Consider the following 21,641-nt stretch of genomic DNA (forward strand, 5'->3'; position numbering starts at 1 on the left):
CAGGATGGGGGTCGTGCTGGAGATCCTGTTCGCCGTCGTACTCCTCGTGGCCGGAGCCGGCCTGCTGACCGCGGGAGCCGAGGCGTTCGCCGAGCACATCGGCGAGGCGGCCTCGCGGCTGGGGGTCAGCGTGCTGGCGCTCGGGGTGCTGCTCGCCGGCGCGGAGCCCGAGGAGGCGGTGACCGCGATGCTGGCCGCGGGGCAGGGCCACCCCGCGCTCGCCGCCGGGGACGCGATCGGCGCCAACCTGGTGATCCTCACCCTCACCGTCGGGCTGGCGGCGCTGCTCGCGCCGCTGCCGGTGAGCCGTCGAGTGGTGGAGTACGGCGGTGCAGCTGCTGCCGTGGGTCTGCTCGCCGTCGTGCTGATGTGGAACGGCGTGCTCGGACGAGGGGAGGGCACCGTGCTGGTGCTCGCCTACGTCGCGGGAGTGGTCTGGGTGTGGCGCCGGGAGCAGGAACCTCCCGTGATCGGCGAGCTGGCCGAGCTCGCCGAGGAGGAGGACCGGGGCCAGGGGCGTGACGAGGAGCCGGCCAGGGCGCTGCTGCTGGTGCTCGTCGGCCTGCTCGGGATGGTCGTCGGTGGGTTCCTCGCGGTGCGGGGAGCTCGCGGCCTGGTGGACGCGTTCGACGCCACCGAGTCCGTGATCGGGCTGACCGTGCTGGCGCTGGCCACCAGCGCGGAGATGGTCGCCCTGGTCCTCGCCGCCCACCGGCGCGGGGTCACCGAGATCGCGCTCGCCGGCGCGGTCGGGTCGGTGGCCTACAACGCGACGGTCACGCTGGGCCTCGCGGCGTGGGTCGACCCGCTCCTGCTGGGCCGGAGCTCGCCGGTGCTCACGATCGGCCTCGTGACAGCCGCCCTGCCGTTGCTGCTCCTGGCGGGCCGCCGTACCGGGACACTGCCCCGGCCGCTCGGTCTCCTGCTCGTCGCCGGCTACCTCGTCGCCACCGGCTGGCTCTTCACCCGCTGACGCCGGGCCGGCGAATCAGATCGACCGAGTAGAGCTGTCGACCGGGTCAGTAGGGTGACGGGAGTCGCCGTACGAGCACCGGGAGGCAGCAGTGCAGCAGGTCCGAGGAGTCATCGCGCGGTCCAAGGGCGCGCCGGTCGAGGTCGTCACGATCAACGTGCCCGACCCGGGCCCCGGCGAGGCGGTGGTGAAGGTACAGGCCTGCGGGGTCTGCCACACCGACCTGCACTACCGGGAGGGCGGCATCAACGACGAGTTCCCGTTCCTGCTCGGCCACGAGGCCGCGGGCGTCGTCGAGGCGGTCGGTGAGGGCGTGGAGAGCGTCGCCCCCGGTGACTTCGTGATCCTCAACTGGCGCGCGGTGTGCGGCAACTGCCGGGCCTGTGACCGCGGTGAGCCGTGGTACTGCTTCGCCACCCACAACGCCGCCCAGAAGATGACCCTCGAGGACGGCACCGAGCTGACCCCGGCCCTGGGCATCGGCGCGTTCGCCGACAAGACGCTGGTGCACTCCGGCCAGTGCACGAAGGTGGACCCGTCCGCCGACCCGGCAGCGGTCGGCCTGCTGGGCTGCGGCGTGATGGCCGGCATCGGCGCGGCGATCAACACCGGCCAGGTCCGCCGGGGCCAGTCCGTCGCGGTGATCGGCTGCGGTGGCGTCGGATCGGCCGCGGTGATGGGCGCCCGGCTGGCGGGTGCGTCGAAGGTCATCGCCGTCGACATCGACGACAGGAAGCTCGAGTGGGCAAAGGGGATGGGCGCCACCCACACCGTGAACAGCAAGCAGACCGACCCGGTCGAGGCGGTCCAGGAGCTCACCGGCGGCTTCGGCGCCGACGTGGTGATCGACGCGGTCGGCCGGCCGGAGACCTGGAAGCAGGCGTTCTACGCCCGTGACCTCGCCGGCACCGTCGTGCTCGTCGGCGTGCCCACCCCGGACATGAAGGTCCCCGACCTGCCGCTGCTGGACTTCTTCGGGCGCGGCGGTTCGCTGAAGTCGAGCTGGTACGGCGACTGCCTCCCGTCGCGCGACTTCCCGATGCTCGTCGACCTCTACCAGCAGGGCCGGCTCGACCTCGACGCGTTCGTCACCGAGCGGATCGGGCTCGACGACGTCGAGGCGGCCTTCGAGCACATGCACCACGGCGAGGTCCTCCGCTCCGTGGTGATCCTCTGACCGACGTACCTCCCCGACCCTCCCGAGGAGCACCCATGACCGGCACCGAGTGCCCGCGCACCCGCATCGACCACACCGTCACCAGCGGCACGTTCAGCCTCGACGGGCAGACCTTCGACGTCGACAACAACGTGTGGGTGGTCGGTGACGACCACGAGTGCGTCGTGATCGACGCGCCGCACGACGTCACACGGATCCTGGCCGCGGTGGGGGAGCGGCAGGTGAAGGGGATCTTGTGCACGCACGCCCACGACGACCACGTCCGAGTGGCCCCGCGGCTGCGCCAGGAGACGCAGGCGCCGATCTTCCTGCACCCCGACGACCGGCCGGTGTGGGAGCTGACCCACCCCGACGAGCTGTGGGACGTCGACCTCGCCGACGGCCAGATCATCGAGGTCGGCGACATCCGGCTGCAGGTGATCCACACACCCGGCCACGCCCCCGGCGCGGTGTGCTTCTACGCCGAGGAGCTCGGCTGCGTCTTCACCGGCGACACGCTGTTCAACGGCGGACCGGGCGCCACGGGCAGGTCGTTCAGCGACCACGACACGATCGTCGCGTCGATCCGCGAGCGGCTGTTCGCACTGCCCGACAGCACGGTCGTGCACACCGGGCACGGCGAGGACACGACGATCGGCGCGGAGAAGGCCAACCTGGGCTGAGCTCCGGGGCTCAGAGCCTGAGGAGCGCCTCGCGCATGCCCTGCTCCGCCTCGTCGCCGAGCTTCTTGAACGCCGGGGCGAGCAGCGGCGCGGCGAACCGCGCCAGGCCCTTGAAGTCGAACCGCGCCACGTAGCGCACCTCGGTGCCCGACGCTGTCGGCCGGAACGTCATCGTGTCGTGCGCCACCACGGTCTTGTTCTCCCCGCGCAGCGCGAACACCTCGCCCGGCACGATCCGCTCGACCACGTAGGTCAGCTCGGTCTCGCGGCCGGCGAACTTGGAGACGTTGCGGTACGCCGTACCGACCCCGCCGTCACCGCTCACCCGCTCGGTCCGCACCGTCCCGGGGTCCCACTCGTTGGTCGTCGTGAAGTCGCTGAGGTAGGCGAACACGGCCGCGACCGGCCGGTCGACGGTGACGGTGCGTTCGATGGTGGTCGTCATGCACCGACGCTAGCCCGCCGGTGGTGACCCGGCACCGGCCGCGTCTATGGTCAGGGGTCACACGCTTGAACGTGCTTCGAGGGGGAACGAGTACACCGTGATCGCGACCTACCGTCTTCAGCTGCATGCCGGTTTCACCTTCGCGGACGCCGAAGCCCGGGTCGCCTACCTCGCCAGTCTCGGTGTCACGCACCTCTATCTCTCCCCGGTCCTCCAGGCCGTCCCCGGCTCCCTGCACGGGTACGACGTCCTCGACCACACCCGCATCAGCGACGAGCTCGGCGGCGAGGACGGGCTCGTCTCCCTGGCCGAGACAGCGCGCGAGCACGGCCTGGGGATCGTCGTCGACGTGGTGCCCAACCACATGGCCTTCGTCGCCCCCGAGCACGCCAACGCCCCGCTCTGGCAGACCTTGCGCGAGGGACGGGAGGCGGCGACCGCGCACTGGTTCGACATCGACTGGGACGCCGGCGGCGGCAAGCTGGGCCTGCCGATCCTGGGTGGGACGCTGGAGGAGGCGCTCGCCGCCGGCGAGATCACCCGGGACGAGTACGACGGTCAGCCGGTGCTGTGCTACTTCGACCACGTGCTCCCGGTCGCACCGGGCACGAGCGACGGCGACCTCGCCGAGGTGCTCGACAGACAGCACTACGTGCTGGCGAACTGGCGCGACAGCGACGCGATGCTCAACTACCGCAGGTTCTTCGACGTCACCGAGCTGATCGCGGTGCGGGTCGAGCTGCCCGACGTCTTCGAGGCGACCCACCGGCTGCTGCTCGACCTGAACCACCGCGGGATCATCGAGGGGTTCCGCATCGACCACCCCGACGGCCTCGCCGACCCGGAGGGTTACCTGCAGCAGCTGCGCGACGCGACGGTCAACGGCACCGGCATCTGGGTGGAGAAGATCCTCGAGGGGGAGGAGAGGCTGCCCTCGTCGTGGCCCTGCGACGGCACCACCGGCTACGACGCGATGCGGGCGGTGACCACCGCCCTCGTCGACCCCGAGCCGCTGCCGGTGCTCGACGAGTGCTGGGTGCAGGCCGGCGGCGGGCTGGACCTGGAGAACGCGGTCGAGCGCGCCAAGCGCAAGGTCGTCGACGAGCTGCTCGGCCCGGAGGTGCAGCGGCTCACCCGCCGTGCCTGCGACGCGCTGCCGGACCTCGACGAGGAGCGGGTCACCGACGCGGTCGTCGAGCTGCTGGTCGCCAGCGAGGTCTACCGCGCCTACGTCCGTCCCGACGAGCGGCTGTCCCCGTTGGCGCGCAAGCGGCTCGAGCAGGCGCGCCAGGAAGCGGTCGCGGCGCGGCCCGACCTGGAGTTCGAGCTGAACGCCCTCGCCGACATCGCCAAGGCCGAGGAGCCCGATGACGAGCACTCGCTGGACTTCGCGATCCGGCTGCAGCAGACGTGGGGGCCGGTGATGGCCAAGGGGATCGAGGACACCACGTTCTACCGCTGGCACCGGCTCGTCGCGCTCAACGAGGTCGGCGGCGACCCGGCGGTCCTCGAGCGGGCCGAGCCCGCGATCATGCACGAGTGGGCCGCGCACCAGCAGCGGCACTGGCCGCTGTCGATGACCACGCTGTCCACCCACGACACCAAGCGCAGCGAGGACGTCCGTGCGCGCCTGCTGGCCGTCGCCCAGGACACCATCGCGTGGGAGGACTGCTCCAAGCTCTACCGGGAGGCGGCCGACGAGGCGGGGGTCGACCGGCCGACCGCGCACCTGCTGTGGCAGACGATCGTCGGCGCCGGCCCGCTGCCGCAGGACCGGCTGCACGCCTACCTCACCAAGGCGATGCGCGAGGCCAAGCGGCACACCGCCTGGGTCGACGGCGACCCGGACTACGAGGCACGGGTGCTCGCCTTCGCCGACCACGCGATGTCGCCGGGCCCGCTGCGCGCCTGCGTCGACGAGGCGGTGCTGGAGAACACCGAGGGGATCCGGGCCACCGTCCTCGGGCAGAAGCTGCTGCAGCTGCTGCTGCCCGGCACCGCCGACACCTACCAGGGCTGCGAGGTCGTGAACCTCTCCCTGGTCGACCCCGACAACCGCCGCCCGGTCGACTACGACGCGCTCGAGGCCCGGCTGCGCCGGCTGGAGGAGCAGCGACCCGAGTCGCTGGACGACGAGAAGCTGCTGGTCACCTCGCGCGCGCTGCGCGTGCGCCGCGAGCTGCGCGGCGCGTTCGGCGACGACGCGACCTACGAGCCGCTCGCCTCGACGACCGAGCACGCGGTCGGCTTCGTCCGCACCGGCCAGGTGGCGGCCGTCGTCACCCGGGCCCCGCGACGCCTGGTCGACGCCGGCGGCTGGCAGGACCAGACGGTCACCCTGCCCCCGGCCGACGGCACCTGGCGCGACGAGCTCACCGGCCGCAGCCACGCTGCCGGCGAGCTCCGCTGCGCCGACCTGTTCGCGACGATGCCCGTGGCCCTGCTCGTGGCGCGGTGAGAGAGGACCCGATGCGCGAGTTCACGCTGTGGGCGCCCCGCGCCGAGACGGTCGACCTGGTGCTCGGCGACCAGCGGCACCCGATGGCCCCCGGCGACGGCGGTCACTGGCACGTCGCGGTCGAGGCCGCACCCGGTACGACGTACGCCTTCTCCCTCGACGGCGGCGACCCGCGCCCCGACCCCCGCGGGCTGCGGCTGCCCGACGGCCCGCACGGCATGTCGCAGCTGTTCGACCCCGCCGACTTCGCCTGGACCGACCAGCGCTGGACCGGCGTGCCGCTCGAGGGCGCGGTGATCTACGAGCTCCACGTCGGCACCTTCACCCCCGAGGGCACCCTCGACGCGGCGGTCGACCGGCTCGACCACCTCGTCGACCTCGGGGTCACCCTCGTCGAGCTGATGCCGCTGGCGCCGTTCCCCGGCAGCCGTGGCTGGGGCTACGACGGGGTCGCCCCCTACGCGGTGCATGAGGTCTACGGCGGGCCGGCCGCGCTGCAGCGGTTCGTCGACGCCGCCCACGGGCGGGGGCTCGGGGTCTGCCTCGACGTGGTCTACAACCACCTCGGCCCGGACGGGAACTACCTCGGCGAGTTCGGGCCGTACCTGACCGACACCCACCACACGCCGTGGGGTGCCGCGCTCAACCTCGACGCCCCCGACAGCGAGCCGGTCCGCCGCTGGGTCCTGGACAACGTCCGCCAGTGGTTCCACGACTTCCGGGTCGACGCACTCCGGCTGGACGCGGTCCATGAGCTGCACGACGACCGCGCAGTGCACCTGCTCGAGGAGATGTCGCGGGAGGTCGACGAGCTCGCCGCCCGGGAGGGCAGGCGGCTGTGGCTGATCGCCGAGTCCGACCGCAACGACCCGCGCACGGTCACCCCGCGCGGCCGGGCCGACGCGGTGGGCGGGCTCGGGTTGCACGCCCAGTGGGCCGACGACGTCCACCACGCGCTGCACGTCGCGCTGACCGGCGAGACGCAGGGCTACTACAGCGACTTCGCCGATCCGGGCGCGCTGGAGAAGGCGATGCGCAGCCCGTTCTTCCACGACGGCACGTGGTCGTCGTTCCGGGGCAGGCGGCACGGCCGGCCGGTCGACGCCGCCTCGGTGCCGGGCTGGCGGTTCGTCGCCTCGCTGCAGACCCACGACCAGGTCGGCAACCGCGCGACCGGCGACCGGATCTCGGCCACCGTGCCGCCGGGTCTGCTGGCCTGCGGCGCGGCGCTGCTGCTGACCGCGCCGTGGACGCCGATGCTGTTCATGGGCGAGGAGTGGGGCGCGAGCACCCCGTGGCAGTACTTCACCGACCACACCGACCCCGAGCTCGGCGAGGCGGTGCGGCAGGGACGACGCGCGGAGTTCGCCTCGCACGGCTGGGACGAGAACGACGTACCCGACCCACAGGCCGAGGCCACCTTCACCGCCTCGAGGCTGGACTGGTCCGAGCGCGACAGCGGCGACCACGCGCGCCTGCTGCAGTGGTACCGCGACCTGATCCACCTGCGTCGCGAGCAGCGGGACCTGCACGACCCGCACCTCGGCCGGGTCCGCGCCAGGCACGACCACGACACCGGCCTGTTCACGATGGAGCGCGGCCGGCACCGGGTGCTGGTCAACCTCTCCGCGGCCGAGGTGCGCACCGAGGCCGTCGGCGAGGTGCTGCTGAGCTGGGAGCCGGGGGTCGCCGTGGTCGACGGTGTCGTGGAGGTGCCGCCGCACTGCGCCGTGGTCGTCGGTCCGTGACCCGTCGCTCGCGCCCGCACCCGCTGGCCTGTAAGGATCGACCGATGACCATCCGCCGCGCCTCCGTCGCCTCGCTCGTGCTCGGCCTGCTGCTCAGTGCCTGCACGCTCGGCGGCGCGAGCGACGACGGGGTCGGTTCATCGCCGGCCGCCGAGCTGTCCGGCGCCCAGGCCCGCGACCGGCACGCCGCCCGGGACCGGGTCACGCTCGCCGCGATGAGCGCCCGGGTGAGCGGACAGGTCCACGCGCCGGAGCCGGCCACCACCGGCTGGGGCCCGACGGTCGCCGAGCTGCGGCGCGCGCGCCGGATCGCGGCCCGGCTGCCGCTGGCGAAGCTCGCAGGCCAGGTCATCGTGGCCGAGTACGACGGGCGCCGGGCGCCGACCGGGCTGGTGAACGGGCTGCACCTCGGCGGCGTGATCGTCATGGCCGACAACATCGGCGGCACCGCCGCGCTGCGCCGCAGCAACCGCGCCCTGCAGGCTGCCGCTCGTGACGCCGGCCGCCGCTGGCCGGTGTTCATCGGGGTCGACCAGGAGGGCGGCATCGTCGAGCGGGTCAAGGGCGCCGCGACCCGGTTCCCGACGTTCATGAGCACCGGCGCCGCCGGCAACGCCACCCTCTCCCGCCGGGCCGCGGCGGCCAGCGGCGCCGAGCTGCGCAACCTCGGGTTCAGCGTCGTGTTCGCCCCCGATGCCGACGTCACCTCCGGGCCCGACGACCCGACCATCGGATCGCGCTCGGCGAGCAGCCGGCCGAAGGTGGTCGCCCGCCAGATGAACGCCGCCGTCGACGGCTACCTCAGTGCCGGCGTCGTCCCGGTGGTCAAGCACTTCCCCGGGCACGGCTCGGTGACCGCCGACAGCCACGTCGAGCTCCCCGTGCAGCGCAAGACGTTGCGGCAGCTGCGAGCCGGCGACCTCGTGCCGTTCCGCTCGGCTGTCGAGCAACGGGTGCCGTCGGTGATGGTCGCCCACATCGACGTGCGTGCGGTCGACCCGCGGACGCCCTCGACGGTGTCGCGCAAGGTGGTCACCGGGCTGCTGCGCCGCGACCTCGGGTTCTCCGGCCTCGTGGTCAGCGACGCGATGAACATGGCCGCGGTCGCGAACCGGTTCTCCAGCGGCGAGGCCGCGGTCAGGGCGCTGGCCGCCGGTGTCGACGTCGTGCTGATGCCCCCGGACCCGCGGGCCGCCCGCGACGCGATCGTCGGCGCGGTGCGGAGCGGGCGGCTCTCCCGCGGCCGGGTCGAGTCGGCGGCCGCTCGCCAGATCGCGGTGCTCCTGCACCAGCGCGCGACCGAGCCGTCGCTGACCCGCCGGCCCGGGACGAGCGGGCGAGCGTCGTACCTGCTCTCGGCGGGGGCGGCGACGGTCGTCGCCGGACCGTGCCGGGGCAGGCTGGTCGGCGGCGCCGTGCGCGCGACCGGCCCGGCCGACGCCGTCGCCCGGTTCGACGCGGCCGCGCGGGCTGCGGGACTGCGGACCGGTGCAGGCACCGAGGTCGCCCTCATCGGCTACCGGGGCGGAGCACGTTTCGCCGACGTGGTGGTCAGCCTGGACACGCCCTACGTGCTCGGGCGCAGCTCGGCGCGGGTGGCGAAGCTCGCGATGTACGGCGACACCCCCGGCGCGATGAAGGCACTGGTGCGTGTCCTGCTCGGCAAGGCGCGGGCGCCGGGTCACCTCCCGGTGCCGGTCACGGGCGTCCAGCGCACCGGCTGCTGACCGGGCCCTCGGGCCTGCGCCGGGCCGTCAGCCGAGCGAGTACTCCAGCACCAGCTCGTACCCGTCCTCGCTGTGACCGGCGATCCGCAGCTGCCCCTCGCCCCGGAGTCCGGCCAGCTCGCCGGTGCCCATGCCGGGGAGCACCTCGACGCGCACCGTGACCGCATCCGCGTCGTGCTCGCCCACGTGCCGGAGCACGAACGAGCCCTCGCGGCCCTCCAGCGAGCCGGTGACGTGCTCGAGGCCGAACGCCGGGGCCGAGCCCGGGTGGTAGGCCAGCAGGTAGGCCATCGTCGAGGAGCCGACGAGGTCGCCGGTGTAGGTGTAGCCCGCCTCCACCCGGCTCATCCCGCGGGTGGGGGTGTAGACCTCGCCGTGCCGGGTCCCCGTCCCGTCGATGTCGACCAGCGTGGTCTCTGACCACGACGAGACCTGGAACCGCGTGACTGCCTGGTGTGTGTAGGTGATGGTGTCCATGCCGGCCAACCTAGGAACCGCCGGAGACCCGGTCTTGAACAAACGCGACGACTAGCATCGGGGCTCGTGAGCACCGGCGAGAGCGTCCCGCGGGGGAGGCCCGAGGCGATCGTGCGGCCGCGCGCGGGCGCGGAGGTGTTCCGCGTCGAGCGGTTCGCGCCACGACCCGAGCTGGCGGAGTACGTCGACTACCACTGGCTGGTGCACTGGGACGTGCCGGGACGACACCGTCAGGAGGTCGTGCCGCAGCCGCGGGTGCACGTCGCGGCCGAGCACGGTCGGCTGCTCGTGCACGGCCTCAGCCGAGAGCCGTTCGAACGGGTTCTCACCGGCTCTGGGCTCGTCCTCGGGACCGCCTTCCACCCCGCCGGCTTCCGGCCGCTGCTGACACGGTCCGTGGGGAGCATCGCCGAGACGGTGCTCCCAGGGCACGAGGTGCTGGGGGTGGACGACCGGGCGGCGGCGGAGCGGATCCTCGCCGACGGGCCGGCCGAGGAGCTCGTGCGAGCCATCGAGGACTACCTGCTGGAGACCTGTCCGGAGCCCGACGAGACCGCCCGACGCGTGCGCGGCCTGGTGGAGGAGGCCGAACGCCGCCACGACCTCCGCCGGGCCGAGGACCTGGCAGCAGTCGCCGGCACCAGCCTGCGCTCGCTGCAGCGGCTGTTCACCGAGTACGTCGGCGTCGGCCCCAAGTGGGTGATCCAGCGGTTCCGCATCCTCGAGGCCGCGGCGGCTGCGACGGGTGACCGGCCCGTCGACTGGTCCGCACTCGCGCAGGAGCTCGGCTTCAGCGACCAGGCCCACCTCACCCGGGCGTTCCGCCAGGTGGTGGGCTCCCCGCCGGAGACCTACCGCCGCGATCCCGCTACCTGAGCCGCCCGGACGTCCCGACGGGTCAGCGCACCGGGCGGACCAGCAGTGCGGTGCCCTTGCCCGCCACCCGGGTGAGTACGACGGTCGCCTCGGCGTCGCCCTTCAGCGCCAGCCGGCGCCGGAGCTCCTCGGGCACCACGTCGACACCGCGCTTCTTGATGGTCAGCCGGCCGATGCCGCGCAGCCGCAGCGCGGCCTTGAGCGCCTTCTCCTTGTAGGGCAGCTCCTCGAGCACCTCGTAGCTGCGGGCGAACGGCGTGGTGAACCCGGAGTCGCTGGTGACGTAGGCGATGTGCTCGTCGACCAGCCCGCCGTGCACGCCGGCGGCGACCGCGGTGACCAGCCCGGCCCGGATCACCGCGTCGTCGGGCTCGTAGAGGTACCTGCCCACCGCCCGCACCGACCGGTCACCGGGGTCGTCCTCGTCGGTGATGCTCGCCAGGCCGGTCGGCCGGACCACCGTCGCGCGACGGGTGACGGTCGCCAGCTGCGGCGACCACAGCGAGGCCTCCTTCAGGTCGCCGTCGTCGCTGACCCACTCGGCCTCGACGCCGGGCGGCACCAGGTCGTGCGGGATGCCGGGGGCGACCTTCACGACCGAGGGCCGGTGGAGCAGCCGCTCGACGAACGACCAGGGCGGTGCGTAGGCGTCGACGTCGAACACCCGGCCGCGGTCGGTGCGCCGCGCGGGGTCGGCGAAGACCACGCCGAAGGCGGTCAGGTCCAGCGCCTCGGCGTCGGCGACCTGCACCGCCCCGCCGAGCCCGAGCGCCGTGAGGTTGGCGCCCGCGACGGCCACCCGCAACGGGTCCCGGTCGATGCCGGCGGCGGTGAGCCCGGCCCGCGCGAACGCGACCAGGTCGCCGCCGATACCGCAGCCGACGTCCAGCACGGAGGCGGGGGCGGCTGCGGCGACGCGTGCCGCACGGTGCTCGGCGACCCGCAGCCGGGTGGCCTGCTCGAGCCCCTCGGGGGTGAAGTACATCGAGACGGCGAGATCGCCGAACTTATCGCGCGCCCGGAGCCGGAGCTCGACCTGGGTCATCGCCGCGGCCACCTGCTCAGGGGCGGCCTCGCGGCGCAGCACCTCGGCCGCGGGCAGGGCGCCGGCCGGGCGGCCGTCGTACACCTCTGCGGCCCGGGCGAGCAGGCCCTGTCCGTCTGCGGAGAGCAGCCATCGGAACGCGTCGAGATCCACGACCATGCAGTCTGGCACTCGACTTGACCGAGTGCTAATCGCGTCATAGATTCGCACTTAGCACTCTCCCCTGGAGGGTGCCAGCTTGCAGGACGTGCGACCCCCGCGACGGCGTGCGACCGACGCAAGCACCCCATCTGCCATGTGAACTCTCGAAACACGAGAAAGTGGAGGTCGACATCGTGTCGGTCAACATCAAGCCGCTCGAGGACCGCATCGTCGTCAAGCCGCTCGACGCCGAGCAGACCACGGCTTCCGGCCTGGTCATCCCCGACACCGCCAAGGAGAAGCCGCAGGAGGGCGAGGTCATCGCCGTCGGTCCCGGCCGATTCAACGAGGACGGTGACGAGCGGATCCCGATGGACATCAACGTCGGCGACAAGGTCATCTACAGCAAGTACGGCGGCACCGAGGTGAAGTACTCCGGCGAGGAGTTCCTCATCCTGTCCGCCCGCGACGTGCTCGCGGTCATCGGCTGACCTGGGCTCCACCAGCCGACAGCACGATCTCTTCGACACCGCCCCGGGCGGCCCAACGACTCGGTCAGGAACCTGACACGTCCGGGCCCTCGGGGCTGTGTCGTCCAACAGCCGACCGGAAAGGTTGAAGTCTCACGATGCCGAAGATTCTTGAGTTCGACGAGCACGCACGTCGCTCGCTCGAGCGAGGTGTGGACACCCTCGCCAACGCCGTCAAGGTGACCCTGGGCCCCAAGGGCCGCTACGTCGTCCTGGACAAGAAGTGGGGCGCGCCGACCATCACCAACGACGGTGTGACCGTCGCGCGCGAGGTCGAGTGCGACGACCCGTTCGAGAACCTCGGTGCGCAGCTGTGCAAGGAGGTTGCCACCAAGACCAACGACGTCGCCGGTGACGGTACGACGACCGCGACCGTGCTCGCGCAGGCGATGGTCCACCACGGCCTGCGTGCGGTCGCCGCGGGGGCGAACCCGATGGGCCTCAAGCGCGGCATGGACCTCGCCGTCGAGGCCGTCGGCAACGCCCTGCGCGACGCCGCCCGCGACGTCGACTCCAAGGAGGACATGGCCGCCGTCGCGACCGTCTCCTCGCGCGACGCGGTGATCGGTGAGCTGATCGCCGAGGCCTTCGACAAGGTCGGCAAGGACGGTGTGATCACCGTCGAGGAGTCCAACACGATGGGCACCGAGCTCGACTTCACCGAGGGCATGCAGTTCGACAAGGGCTACATCTCGCCCTACTTCGTCACCGACGCCGAGCGGATGGAGGCCGTCCTCGACGACCCGTACATCCTGCTGCACCAGGGCAAGATCTCCGCGATCGCCGAGCTGCTCCCGCTGCTGGAGAAGGTCATCCAGGCCGGCAAGCCGCTGTTCATCCTCGCCGAGGACGTCGAGGGCGAGGCGCTCTCGACCCTGGTGGTCAACAAGATCCGCGGCACCTTCACCGCCGCCGCGGTCAAGGCTCCCGCCTTCGGTGACCGCCGCAAGGCGATGATGCAGGACATCGCGACGCTCACCGGCGGCCAGGTGGTCTCCCCGGAGGTCGGCCTCAAGCTCGACCAGGTCGGCCTCGAGGTGCTCGGCCAGGCCCGCCGCGTGGTGATCACCAAGGACAACACCACGATCGTCGACGGCGCCGGCAAGCCCGACGAGGTCGACGCCCGCGTCAACCAGATCAAGGCCGAGATCGAGAACACCGACTCCGACTGGGACCGCGAGAAGCTCCAGGAGCGTCTGGCCAAGCTCGCCGGCGGTGTCTGCGTGATCCGCGTCGGCGCGGCCACCGAGGTGGAGCTCAAGGAGAAGAAGCACCGCATCGAGGATGCCGTCTCCGCGACGCGCGCCGCGATCGAGGAGGGCATCGTCGCCGGCGGTGGCTCGGCCATCGTCCACGCCGTCTCCGTGCTCGGGGACAACCTCGGGCTGACCGGTGACGAGGCGATGGGTGTCAACGTGGTCCGCGTGGCCGCGGACGAGCCGCTGCGCTGGATCGCCGAGAACGGTGGCGAGAACGGCTACGTCATCGTCGCGAAGGTTCGCGAGGCCGGGCCCGGCAACGGCTACAACGCCGCCACCGGTGAGTACGGCGACCTCGTCGCGCAGGGCGTCCTCGACCCGGTCAAGGTCACCCGCTCGGCGCTGGTCAACGCCTCGTCGATCGCGGGCATGCTGCTGACGACCGAGACCCTCGTCGTCGAGAAGCCCGAGGACGAGGACGAGGCTGCTGCCGCCGCCGGAGCCGGTCACGGCCACGGCCACGGTCACTGACGGCTCGCACGCACGTCCGAACGCCGCTCGCGCCCCACGGGGCCGGGCGGCGTTCGCCGTTCCGGCATCCTCTCCACCCCAAGTAACGCGGGGTTATGGACGCTGAACACGCGGCATGACGCCGGCGTTGCGTCCAGAACGCGAGGGGAGTGCGGCGACGACGACCGCCGCCGCGGGCGCGGGGCAACTGGGTAAAAACGGGGCCAACGGTCTCGAGCCGACCTAGTCTGCCGATCATGACCGTCCGTCGCCGTCTTGGTGCCGGGCTGCTCGGGGCACTGGCGCTCGTCGTTGCCACGCTGCCCCTCGCGGGCGTGCCCCTGTCCCCGGCCACCGCCGCGACGACGGTGACCGTCGGAGCCGACCTGAGCGCCTCAGGACCGCCGACCCAGGACTGCGGCGCCCAGACCTGCAACGTGCTTCAGTCCGAAGGCCCCGGGCGAACCCTGGTCACCGCGACCGGCACCGCGAAGAAGCTGCGCGTGCGTCACGGCGCGGTGGCGAGTGGCGGTGCCCTGATGAGCAGCGACGTAGCGGTGGTGGTGCTGACCCGCAGCGGGAGCAGCTACACCGTGGTGCGGGTCGGTGCCGCCGGCTCCCTGCCGGTTTCCACCGACCCCGACCGGGTCACCGAGCTGCCGGTCAACCTGCCGGTCCAGGCCGGGCAGTACCTCGCACTGCGGGTCTCGAGCGCCTGGGCCGGTTCCGAGGTGGACGTGCTCGGCGCCGGGTCCTCAGGCGACGTCGCCGCGGTCCGCTCCGACAACCACCAGTCCGGCACGCTCACCTACTCCGACAAGCCAGCCCTGCAGGCGCTCTTCAGCGTCGATATCGAGGCCGGAGACGCCGGCGGCGGCGACCCCGGCACAGGCGACCCGGGCACGGGCGACCCCGGCACGGGTGACCCGGGCACGGGCACCCCGGGTGACGCCTGCACGCCGGCGCCCTTCCCGCCGAAGAAGATCCGCGGCAAGGCGACCCGCGCCGGAGGGCGCGGGAACTGGACCGGCCAGGTGGTCGGCAAGCAGGACAACTTCAACGACGTCCGGCTGCGCTACGACGCCAGGGGCCGCACCCACACCGCGGGCCGGGGCGTCTTCCACCAGGGCGTCTACTACTACGGCCCTGGCGGCAGCTGGCAGCTGGACTCCTCGCAGACCGAGGGATCGGTGGGCCTGGCGATGGACCGCAAGGGCCGCCCGGTGGTGGCCTGGGGCGCCACGAAGCCGTCCTCGGGACGCTTCATCGAGTACTGCCCCCAGCTGTACCTCACCCAGGTCGGCCGGACGCCTCAGGTCGTCCGCCGGCTTCCCGCGGGCTCCTCGGGCTTCTACTACGTCGACCTCGCCGGTGACCGCCGCACCGGGAAGCTGCACCTGGCCTACGAGGTCGGCAACCGGCTGACCTACCAGCTCGTCGGTGGGCGTCCGGAGCGCCTCGGCGTCACCGGCGTGCGCGAGGTTCGCATCGCGGCCGGCGGTGGCACGGTCGCGGTGGCCGCGCGTACCGCGCAGGGCGGGCTCACCGTGCTGGCGCGCAAGGGCACGGGGGCGTTCAAGAAGGTCGTCGGTGCGTCCGGGATCCAGGACTTCGACCTGGCTGTGAGCCCGACCGGCCGGCTCTCGGCGGCGTGGTCCGCGGGCGCGGTGCCGAAGCTCAGCGTCTACAACGGGAAGCGGGTCGTCCGCACCAGGTTCAAGGCCGAGACCGTGGGCGTGGCGGCGCTCGGCGACCGGACCCACGTCGCGTTCTCGCTCCGCGGCGCGCCTGCCTGCTGGTGGTTCTACGGCTGCGCGGGCAACGGCATCTACCACCTGACTCTGCAGGGCAGCCGCGGGCGGCTCTCCACGGTCCAGGGCAGCGTCGGCTACTCACCGTCGCGGCTGTCTGTCGACGTGGTCGGCCGACGGGTCGGGATCGCCTACGGCAACCCCGCCGACAGCGGTCACCTCACGGTCCGTTCCCGCCGGGTCTGAGCACTACGACCGGCCGCCGGCGTACGACGAGCACCGCGCCCGTCGTACGCCGGAGCGCCGTTGGACCGCCCGGAGCAGGGGCGGCTCGCCTCGGTAGACTGGAGGTCAGCCTCCCCCCTGCTCCGGAAGGTCTCATGAACCTCAACCCCGCCGGCCTCCCCGACAAGTTCGCAGCCCTCGGGCTGACCTACGACGACGTCCTGCTCCTGCCGGGTGAGACGGACGTGATCCCCAGCGAGGTCGACACCACCACCCGGCTGACCCGCGACCTGGAGATCAAGATCCCGCTGGTCTCCAGCGCGATGGACACCGTGACCGAGTCGCGGATGGCGATCGCCATGGCTCGCCAGGGCGGCATCGGCATCCTGCACCGCAACCTGTCGATCGAGGACCAGGCCTACCAGGTCGACCTGGTGAAGCGGACCCAGACCGGGATGATCCCCAACCCGGTGACGATCGGCGCGAAGGCGACCCTGGAGGAGTTCGACGAGCGCTGCGGGGAGTACCGCGTCTCCGGCCTGCCGGTGATCGAGGAGGACAACACCCTCATCGGGATCATCACCAACCGCGACCTGCGCTTCCTGCCGGCAGCGGAGTGGGCGACCACCCGGGTCGGCGACGTGATGACCAAGATGCCGCTGATCACCGCACCGGTCGGGATCAGCCGGGACGACGCGACCGCGCTGCTCCGCAAGCACAAGCTCGAGCGGCTGCCGCTGGTCGACGAGCACGGCAAGCTCGCCGGGCTGATCACGGTCAAGGACTTCGTCCGCGGCGAGCAGTACCCCAACGCCTCCCAGGACTCCGTCGGCCGGCTTTTGGTCGGCGCCGCGATCGGCTACTTCGGTGACGCCTGGGAGCGGGCCACCACGCTGGTCGAGGCCGGCGTCGACGTCCTGGTCGCCGACGTGGCCAACGGTCACGCGCGGCTGTTGCTGGAGATGATCGCCCGGCTGAAGAAGGACCCGGGCACCCGCCACGTGCAGGTGATCGGCGGCAACGTCGCCACCCGGGCCGGCGCTCAGGCCCTCGTCGACGCCGGTGCCGACGCCGTCAAGGTCGGGGTCGGGCCGGGCTCGATCTGCACCACGCGGATCGTCGCCGGTGTCGGCGTCCCCCAGATCACCGCGGTCTACGAAGCCTCGCTGGCGACCAAGCCGGCCGGGGTGCCGGTGATCGCCGACGGCGGCCTTCAGTACTCCGGCGACATCGCCAAGGCACTGGTCGCCGGCGCCGACTCGGTGATGATCGGCTCGCTGCTGGCCGGCTGCGAGGAGAGCCCCGGCGACCTGATCTTCGTCAACGGCAAGCAGTACAAGGCCTATCGCGGGATGGGCTCGATCGGGGCGATGGCCTCGCGCGGGAAGAAGTCGTTCTCCAAGGACCGCTACTTCCAGGCCGACGTGTCCAGCGACGACAAGATCGTCGCCGAGGGCATCGAGGGCCAGGTCGCCTACCGCGGCCCGCTCGCCAACGTCGCCCACCAGCTGATCGGCGGCCTGCACCAGTCGATGTTCTACGTCGGCGCGCGCACCGTGCCCGAGCTGCAGGAGCGCGGCCAGTTCGTCCGGATCACCTCGGCCGGCCTGAAGGAAAGCCACCCGCACGACGTGCAGATGGTCGTCGAGGCGCCCAACTACAGCTCCCGCTGACTCCGCGCCCCGCCCGCCGTCACAGCCAGCACCCCAGCCACGACAGGTAGAGTCCCGACGTGACCGAGATCGAGATCGGCCGTGCCAAGCGCGGCCGCCGCGCCTACTCCTTCGACGACATCGCGATCGTCCCGAGCCGCCGCACCCGCGACCCCGAAGAGGTGTCCACGGCCTGGCAGATCGACGCCTACCGGTTCGAGATCCCGATCGTCGCCGCCCCGATGGACTCGGTGATGTCCCCGGCCACGGCGGTCGCGGTCGGTCAGTTCGGCGGCCTCGGCGTGCTCGACCTCGAGGGGCTGTGGACCCGGTACGACGACCCGACCGACCTGCTCGCGGAGGTCGGCGAGCTGCGGGGCCAGGCTGCGACCCGCAGGATGCAGGAGATCTACGCCGAGCCGATCAAGGCCGAGCTGATCACCGCCCGCCTCAAGCAGATGCGCGAGGCCGGCGTCACCGTGGCGGGGTCGCTCTCCCCGCAGCGCACCAAGGAGTTCGCCAAGACGGTGGTCGACGCCGGTGTCGACATGTTCGTGATCCGGGGCACCACGGTGTCCGCCGAGCACGTCTCGGGCCAGTCGGAGCCGCTGAACCTCAAGGAGTTCATCTACGAGCTCGACGTACCCGTGATCGTCGGCGGCTGCGCCACCTACCAGGCCGCGCTGCACCTGATGCGCACCGGCGCCGCGGGCGTGCTGGTCGGCTTCGGCGGGGGCGCGGCGCACACCACTCGCACGGTGCTCGGCGTGGCGGTGCCGATGGCCTCGGCGGTCGCCGACGTCGCCGCCGCGCGCCGTGACTACCTCGACGAGTCCGGCGGCCGCTACGTACACGTGATCGCCGACGGCTCTATCGGCCGCAGCGGCGACGTCGCCAAGGCGATCGCCTGCGGCGCCGACGCGGTGATGATCGGCTCTCCACTGGCGCGCGCCGAGGAGGCGCCCGGCGGCGGCTTCCACTGGGGCGCCGAGGCCTGGCACTCCAAGCTCCCCCGCGGCGAGCGGGTCGAGATCGGCACGGTCGGCACGCTCGAGGAGATCCTCTTCGGGCCCTCCCGTGTCGCCGACGGCACGATGAACCTGGTCGGTGCCCTGCGTCGGGCGATGGCGACCACCGGCTACACCGAGCTCAAGGAGTTCCAGCGCGTGGAGGTCGTCGTCCAGTGACGGCGAGCAGCCGGTGAGCGTGGTCCTGCGCGTGGCGGCTGCGCAGGCGGAGTCGGTCCCCGACGACGTCGCCGCCAACGTCGCCACGGCGGTGGAGCTGGTCGGTGCCGCGAGGGAGCGGGGGGCCCGGCTGGTCGTGCTGCCCGAGCTGTTCCTGACCGGTTACGCCCCCGAGGTGTGGGTCTCCGGCCACGGGGTCTCGCTCGACGACGCCCGGTTGACGCCCCTGCGGGATGCCGCGGCCGGCCTCGGGATCGTGGTCGTCGCCGGGGCGGCGGTACGCCGGTCACCGGACCGCACGACGCTGAGCCTGCTGGTCGTCGCCGAGAACGGCGCAGTCAGCGCGCCGTACGACAAGCAGCACCTCTTCGACGAGGAGGCGAAGTTCTTCGCGCGGGGCGACCACGGCGCGAGCATCGTGCTCCACGGCTGGGAGCTCGGCCTCGGCATCTGCTACGACGGCTGCTTTCCCGAGCACGCCGCCGCGGCTGCAGCGGACGGGGCGCGTGCCTACCTGTGCCCGTCGGCGTACTACACCGGGTCGGAGCATCGCAGAGACCTGTACTACGCAGCCCGCGCGCTCGACAACGGCATCTACGTGCTGTTCTCCGGGCTCACCGGCCGTTGTGGCGAGCACACGTTCAACGGCGGCAGCGCGGTCTACGACCCGGAGGGCCGGCCGCTGGACCGGGTGGGGGAGGAGTCGCCCGCCCTGGCGGTCGCCGATCTCCACGCCGACGAGGTGCTCCGGGTCCAGGCGATGAACCCGATCGGCCGGGACCGGCTGCCCAGTCTCGGCGCCCGCACCCGACACGACCTGGGAGCACGATGAACCACGACGGGAGGCTCAGCCCCCAGGGCCGCGAGGACGCGCTGGCGCGGCTCCAGCGGGACGAGCTCGACGTACTCGTGGTCGGTGGTGGCATCACCGGCGTCGGCACCGCGCTCGACGCGGTCACCCGGGGCCTGAGCGTGGGCCTGCTGGAGCAGCGCGACTTCGCCTCCGGCACCTCCTCGCGGTCGAGCAAGCTGGTCCACGGCGGCCTGCGCTACCTCGAGATGCTCGACTTCGGCCTGGTCCGGGAGGCGCTGCAGGAGCGCGGTCTGCTGCTGACCCGGCTGGCCCCGCACCTGGTCAAGCCGGTGCCGTTCCTCTACCCGCTGACGGGCAAGGGTTGGGAGCGGCCCTACGTCGGCGCCGGCCTCGCGATCTACGACGCGATGGCGATGGCCGGCAAGTACGACATGGGGGTCCCCACGCACCGGCACCTGTTCCGCCGCCAGGTGCGCCGGATCGCCCCCGACTTCCGCGTCGACGATCTCGCCGGGGCCATCCGGTACTACGACGCCCAGGTCGACGACGCGCGCCTGGTGGTGACCATCGCCCGCACCGCGGTCTCCCACGGGGCGCTGTGCGTCAACCGCACCAAGGTGGTCGGCTTCCTGCGCCAGAACGACCGGGTCACCGGCGTGCGCGCCGTGGACCTCGAGACCGGACGGGAGCTGGAGGTCAGGGCCCGGACCGTGGTCAACGCCGCGGGCGTGTGGACCGACGAGATCCAGGAGATGGTGGGCGGCCGTGGTGCCCTGCACGTGCAGGCCAGCAAGGGCATCCACCTGGTGGTGCCCCGCGACCGGATCCGGTCCGAGGCCGGTCTGATCATGCGCACGTCGGTCTCGGTGCTGTTCGTGATCCCCTGGGGACGGCACTGGATCATCGGCACCACCGACACGCCCTGGGACCTCGACAAGGCGCACCCGGCGGCCTCGCGGCGCGACATCGACTACCTGCTCGAGCAGGTGAACCGGATCCTCAAGGAGCCGCTGTCCCACGACGACGTCGAGGGCGTGTACGCCGGTCTGCGGCCGCTGCTGTCCGGGGAGTCCGAGCCGACGAGCCGGATCTCCCGGGAGCACACCGTGGTCACGCCGGTCCCGGGCCTGGTGATCATCGCCGGCGGCAAGCTCACCACCTACCGGGTGATGGGGCGCGATGCCGTCGACGCCGCCGTGCACTGCCTGGGCGAGCGGGTGCCGGAGTCGATCACCGACCGGGTCCTGCTGGCCGGAGCCGAGGGCTACGAGACGCGGCGCAACCAGCGCCACAGCCTGGCTCGCCGGTCGGGGCTGCACGTCGCCCGCATCGACCACCTGCTCAACCGGTACGGCGGTCTGGTCGACGAGCTGCTCGAGCTGGTCGCCGAACGCCCCGAGCTGGGCGAACCACTCGCCGGAGCCGAGGACTACCTCGCCGCCGAGGTGGTCTATGCGGTGAGCCACGAAGGGGCCCGTCACCTCGACGACGTGCTCACCCGGCGCACCCGGATCTCGATCGAGACCTTCGACCGCGGCGTCAAGGCCGCCGGTCCCGCAGCGGACCTGATGGCGGGCGAGCTCGGCTGGGACCGCGCACGTCGCGACGACGAGGTGGACCACTACCTGCGCCGGGTCGAGGCGGAGCGGCAGAGCCAGCTGGCGCTGTCCGACCGGGAGGCCGACGAGGCCCGCGTGAGCGCCCCCGACATCGTCTGAACCTCGCGTCGGCGCAGTGACCGGGGCCACAGGTTTTGGATTTGCGCGAAGGGAGAGGGCTGCGTAATGTTCTCTCCTGTCGCCGGGAGCGACGGAGGGCAAGGCCGCAAGGCAGGGCCCTCGGCCCCAGCGAAAACCCACACACTCACCTCATCCAGGGTGGCTCGAGCGCGCGCAACAGCGGCCTCGGATCGCTTCCGGAGGACAGATGTGTGCGGGGCCGGAAAAGGCAAGGCCCGGATTTGACCGGGACGAGCGGCTCCGGTAAGTTTGGTCAGGTTGCCCCAGGCCGAGGCTCCGTGTGATGCGGGGTTGAGGGTGGTGCG

At 72.3% G+C, this 21,641-nt stretch carries 17 protein-coding genes; 14 read left to right on the forward strand and 3 right to left on the reverse strand.

Annotated elements, in window-relative coordinates:
- The first annotated feature begins 13 nt into the window (after positions 1–13).
- The 3 genes from ACYVIH_RS22280 (at position 14) to ACYVIH_RS22290 (ending at position 2,812) form a co-directional block, all read left to right on the forward strand.
- Positions 14–973, forward strand: coding sequence for a sodium:calcium antiporter (locus ACYVIH_RS22280; protein WP_460871738.1), 960 nt, complete (start codon positions 14–16; stop codon positions 971–973).
- Positions 974–1,064: 91 nt separating this feature from the next.
- Positions 1,065–2,150: an S-(hydroxymethyl)mycothiol dehydrogenase gene (locus tag ACYVIH_RS22285; RefSeq protein ID WP_460871739.1), complete on the forward strand. Its 1,086-nt coding sequence runs from the start codon at positions 1,065–1,067 to the stop codon at positions 2,148–2,150.
- Between the two features lie 35 nt (positions 2,151–2,185).
- The gene (locus ACYVIH_RS22290) at positions 2,186–2,812 is read left to right on the forward strand and encodes an MBL fold metallo-hydrolase (protein ID WP_460871740.1); all 627 of its coding nucleotides are present in this window, start codon (positions 2,186–2,188) and stop codon (positions 2,810–2,812) included.
- Positions 2,813–2,822: 10 nt separating this feature from the next.
- On the opposite strand, the gene ACYVIH_RS22295 is transcribed toward ACYVIH_RS22290, so the two are convergent.
- Positions 2,823–3,257 carry an SRPBCC family protein gene (locus tag ACYVIH_RS22295; RefSeq protein ID WP_460871741.1) on the reverse strand — a complete coding sequence of 145 codons (435 nt, stop codon included), beginning with the start codon at positions 3,255–3,257 and terminating at the stop codon, positions 2,823–2,825.
- A gap of 97 nt (positions 3,258–3,354) precedes the next feature.
- Here ACYVIH_RS22295 and treY point away from each other — a divergent pair, with 97 nt between their 5' ends.
- From treY to ACYVIH_RS22310, 3 genes are read left to right on the forward strand one after another with little or no spacing between them, the layout of a single operon-like run.
- Positions 3,355–5,715 carry a malto-oligosyltrehalose synthase gene (gene treY, locus ACYVIH_RS22300; RefSeq protein ID WP_460871742.1) on the forward strand — a complete coding sequence of 787 codons (2,361 nt, stop codon included), beginning with the start codon at positions 3,355–3,357 and terminating at the stop codon, positions 5,713–5,715.
- Positions 5,716–5,726: 11 nt separating this feature from the next.
- The gene (gene treZ, locus ACYVIH_RS22305; RefSeq protein ID WP_460871743.1) at positions 5,727–7,463 is read left to right on the forward strand and encodes a malto-oligosyltrehalose trehalohydrolase; all 1,737 of its coding nucleotides are present in this window, start codon (positions 5,727–5,729) and stop codon (positions 7,461–7,463) included.
- A 44-nt stretch (positions 7,464–7,507) separates the two neighbouring features.
- Complete coding sequence (locus tag ACYVIH_RS22310) at positions 7,508–9,190, forward strand: glycoside hydrolase family 3 N-terminal domain-containing protein (RefSeq protein WP_460871744.1); 1,683 nt, start codon at positions 7,508–7,510, stop codon at positions 9,188–9,190.
- 27 nt (positions 9,191–9,217) lie between these two features.
- Here ACYVIH_RS22310 and ACYVIH_RS22315 read toward each other — a convergent pair whose 3' ends face one another.
- Positions 9,218–9,667, reverse strand: a complete 450-nt coding sequence (locus ACYVIH_RS22315) for a DUF3224 domain-containing protein (RefSeq protein ID WP_460871745.1) — start codon at positions 9,665–9,667, stop codon at positions 9,218–9,220.
- Positions 9,668–9,733: 66 nt separating this feature from the next.
- Between ACYVIH_RS22315 and ACYVIH_RS22320 the strand changes: the two genes are divergently transcribed.
- Positions 9,734–10,543: a helix-turn-helix domain-containing protein gene (locus tag ACYVIH_RS22320; RefSeq protein WP_460871746.1), complete on the forward strand. Its 810-nt coding sequence runs from the start codon at positions 9,734–9,736 to the stop codon at positions 10,541–10,543.
- 22 nt (positions 10,544–10,565) lie between these two features.
- Here ACYVIH_RS22320 and ACYVIH_RS22325 read toward each other — a convergent pair whose 3' ends face one another.
- The gene (locus ACYVIH_RS22325) at positions 10,566–11,741 is read right to left on the reverse strand and encodes a class I SAM-dependent methyltransferase (RefSeq protein WP_460871747.1); all 1,176 of its coding nucleotides are present in this window, start codon (positions 11,739–11,741) and stop codon (positions 10,566–10,568) included.
- Between the two features lie 182 nt (positions 11,742–11,923).
- Here ACYVIH_RS22325 and groES point away from each other — a divergent pair, with 182 nt between their 5' ends.
- From groES to ACYVIH_RS22360, 7 genes are all read left to right on the forward strand, one after another.
- Positions 11,924–12,220, forward strand: coding sequence for a co-chaperone GroES (gene groES / locus ACYVIH_RS22330; RefSeq protein ID WP_460871760.1), 297 nt, complete (start codon positions 11,924–11,926; stop codon positions 12,218–12,220).
- A gap of 137 nt (positions 12,221–12,357) precedes the next feature.
- Positions 12,358–13,989, forward strand: a complete 1,632-nt coding sequence (gene groL / locus ACYVIH_RS22335) for a chaperonin GroEL (protein WP_460871748.1) — start codon at positions 12,358–12,360, stop codon at positions 13,987–13,989.
- Between the two features lie 236 nt (positions 13,990–14,225).
- The gene (locus ACYVIH_RS22340; protein WP_460871749.1) at positions 14,226–15,965 is read left to right on the forward strand and encodes a hypothetical protein; all 1,740 of its coding nucleotides are present in this window, start codon (positions 14,226–14,228) and stop codon (positions 15,963–15,965) included.
- Between the two features lie 134 nt (positions 15,966–16,099).
- Positions 16,100–17,617 carry an IMP dehydrogenase gene (guaB, locus tag ACYVIH_RS22345; RefSeq protein ID WP_460871750.1) on the forward strand — a complete coding sequence of 506 codons (1,518 nt, stop codon included), beginning with the start codon at positions 16,100–16,102 and terminating at the stop codon, positions 17,615–17,617.
- Positions 17,618–17,676: 59 nt separating this feature from the next.
- Complete coding sequence (locus tag ACYVIH_RS22350; protein WP_460871751.1) at positions 17,677–18,783, forward strand: GuaB3 family IMP dehydrogenase-related protein; 1,107 nt, start codon at positions 17,677–17,679, stop codon at positions 18,781–18,783.
- 13 nt (positions 18,784–18,796) lie between these two features.
- Positions 18,797–19,615, forward strand: a complete 819-nt coding sequence (locus ACYVIH_RS22355) for a carbon-nitrogen hydrolase family protein (RefSeq protein WP_460871752.1) — start codon at positions 18,797–18,799, stop codon at positions 19,613–19,615.
- Entirely contained in the window at positions 19,612–21,315 is a 1,704-nt protein-coding gene (locus ACYVIH_RS22360; RefSeq protein ID WP_460871753.1) for a glycerol-3-phosphate dehydrogenase/oxidase, read from the forward strand. The genes ACYVIH_RS22355 and ACYVIH_RS22360 overlap by 4 nt, the downstream gene beginning before the upstream one ends.
- The last annotated feature ends 326 nt before the right edge of the window (positions 21,316–21,641 follow it).

Source organism: Nocardioides pakistanensis, from assembly GCF_054781215.1.

What these genes read in the sequence shown, in the direction of transcription:
- ACYVIH_RS22290 (WP_460871740.1), top strand. Translation starts at nt 2,186, where the DNA reads ATGACCGGCACCGAGTGCCCGCGCACCCGCATCGACCACACCGTCACC.
- groL (WP_460871748.1), top strand. Translation starts at nt 12,358, where the DNA reads ATGCCGAAGATTCTTGAGTTCGACGAGCACGCACGTCGCTCGCTCGAG.
- ACYVIH_RS22295 (WP_460871741.1), bottom strand. Translation starts at nt 3,257, where the DNA reads ATGACGACCACCATCGAACGCACCGTCACCGTCGACCGGCCGGTCGCG.
- guaB (WP_460871750.1), top strand. Translation starts at nt 16,100, where the DNA reads ATGAACCTCAACCCCGCCGGCCTCCCCGACAAGTTCGCAGCCCTCGGG.
- treZ (WP_460871743.1), top strand. Translation starts at nt 5,727, where the DNA reads ATGCGCGAGTTCACGCTGTGGGCGCCCCGCGCCGAGACGGTCGACCTG.
- ACYVIH_RS22360 (WP_460871753.1), top strand. Translation starts at nt 19,612, where the DNA reads ATGAACCACGACGGGAGGCTCAGCCCCCAGGGCCGCGAGGACGCGCTG.
- ACYVIH_RS22315 (WP_460871745.1), bottom strand. Translation starts at nt 9,667, where the DNA reads ATGGACACCATCACCTACACACACCAGGCAGTCACGCGGTTCCAGGTC.
- ACYVIH_RS22340 (WP_460871749.1), top strand. Translation starts at nt 14,226, where the DNA reads ATGACCGTCCGTCGCCGTCTTGGTGCCGGGCTGCTCGGGGCACTGGCG.
- ACYVIH_RS22310 (WP_460871744.1), top strand. Translation starts at nt 7,508, where the DNA reads ATGACCATCCGCCGCGCCTCCGTCGCCTCGCTCGTGCTCGGCCTGCTG.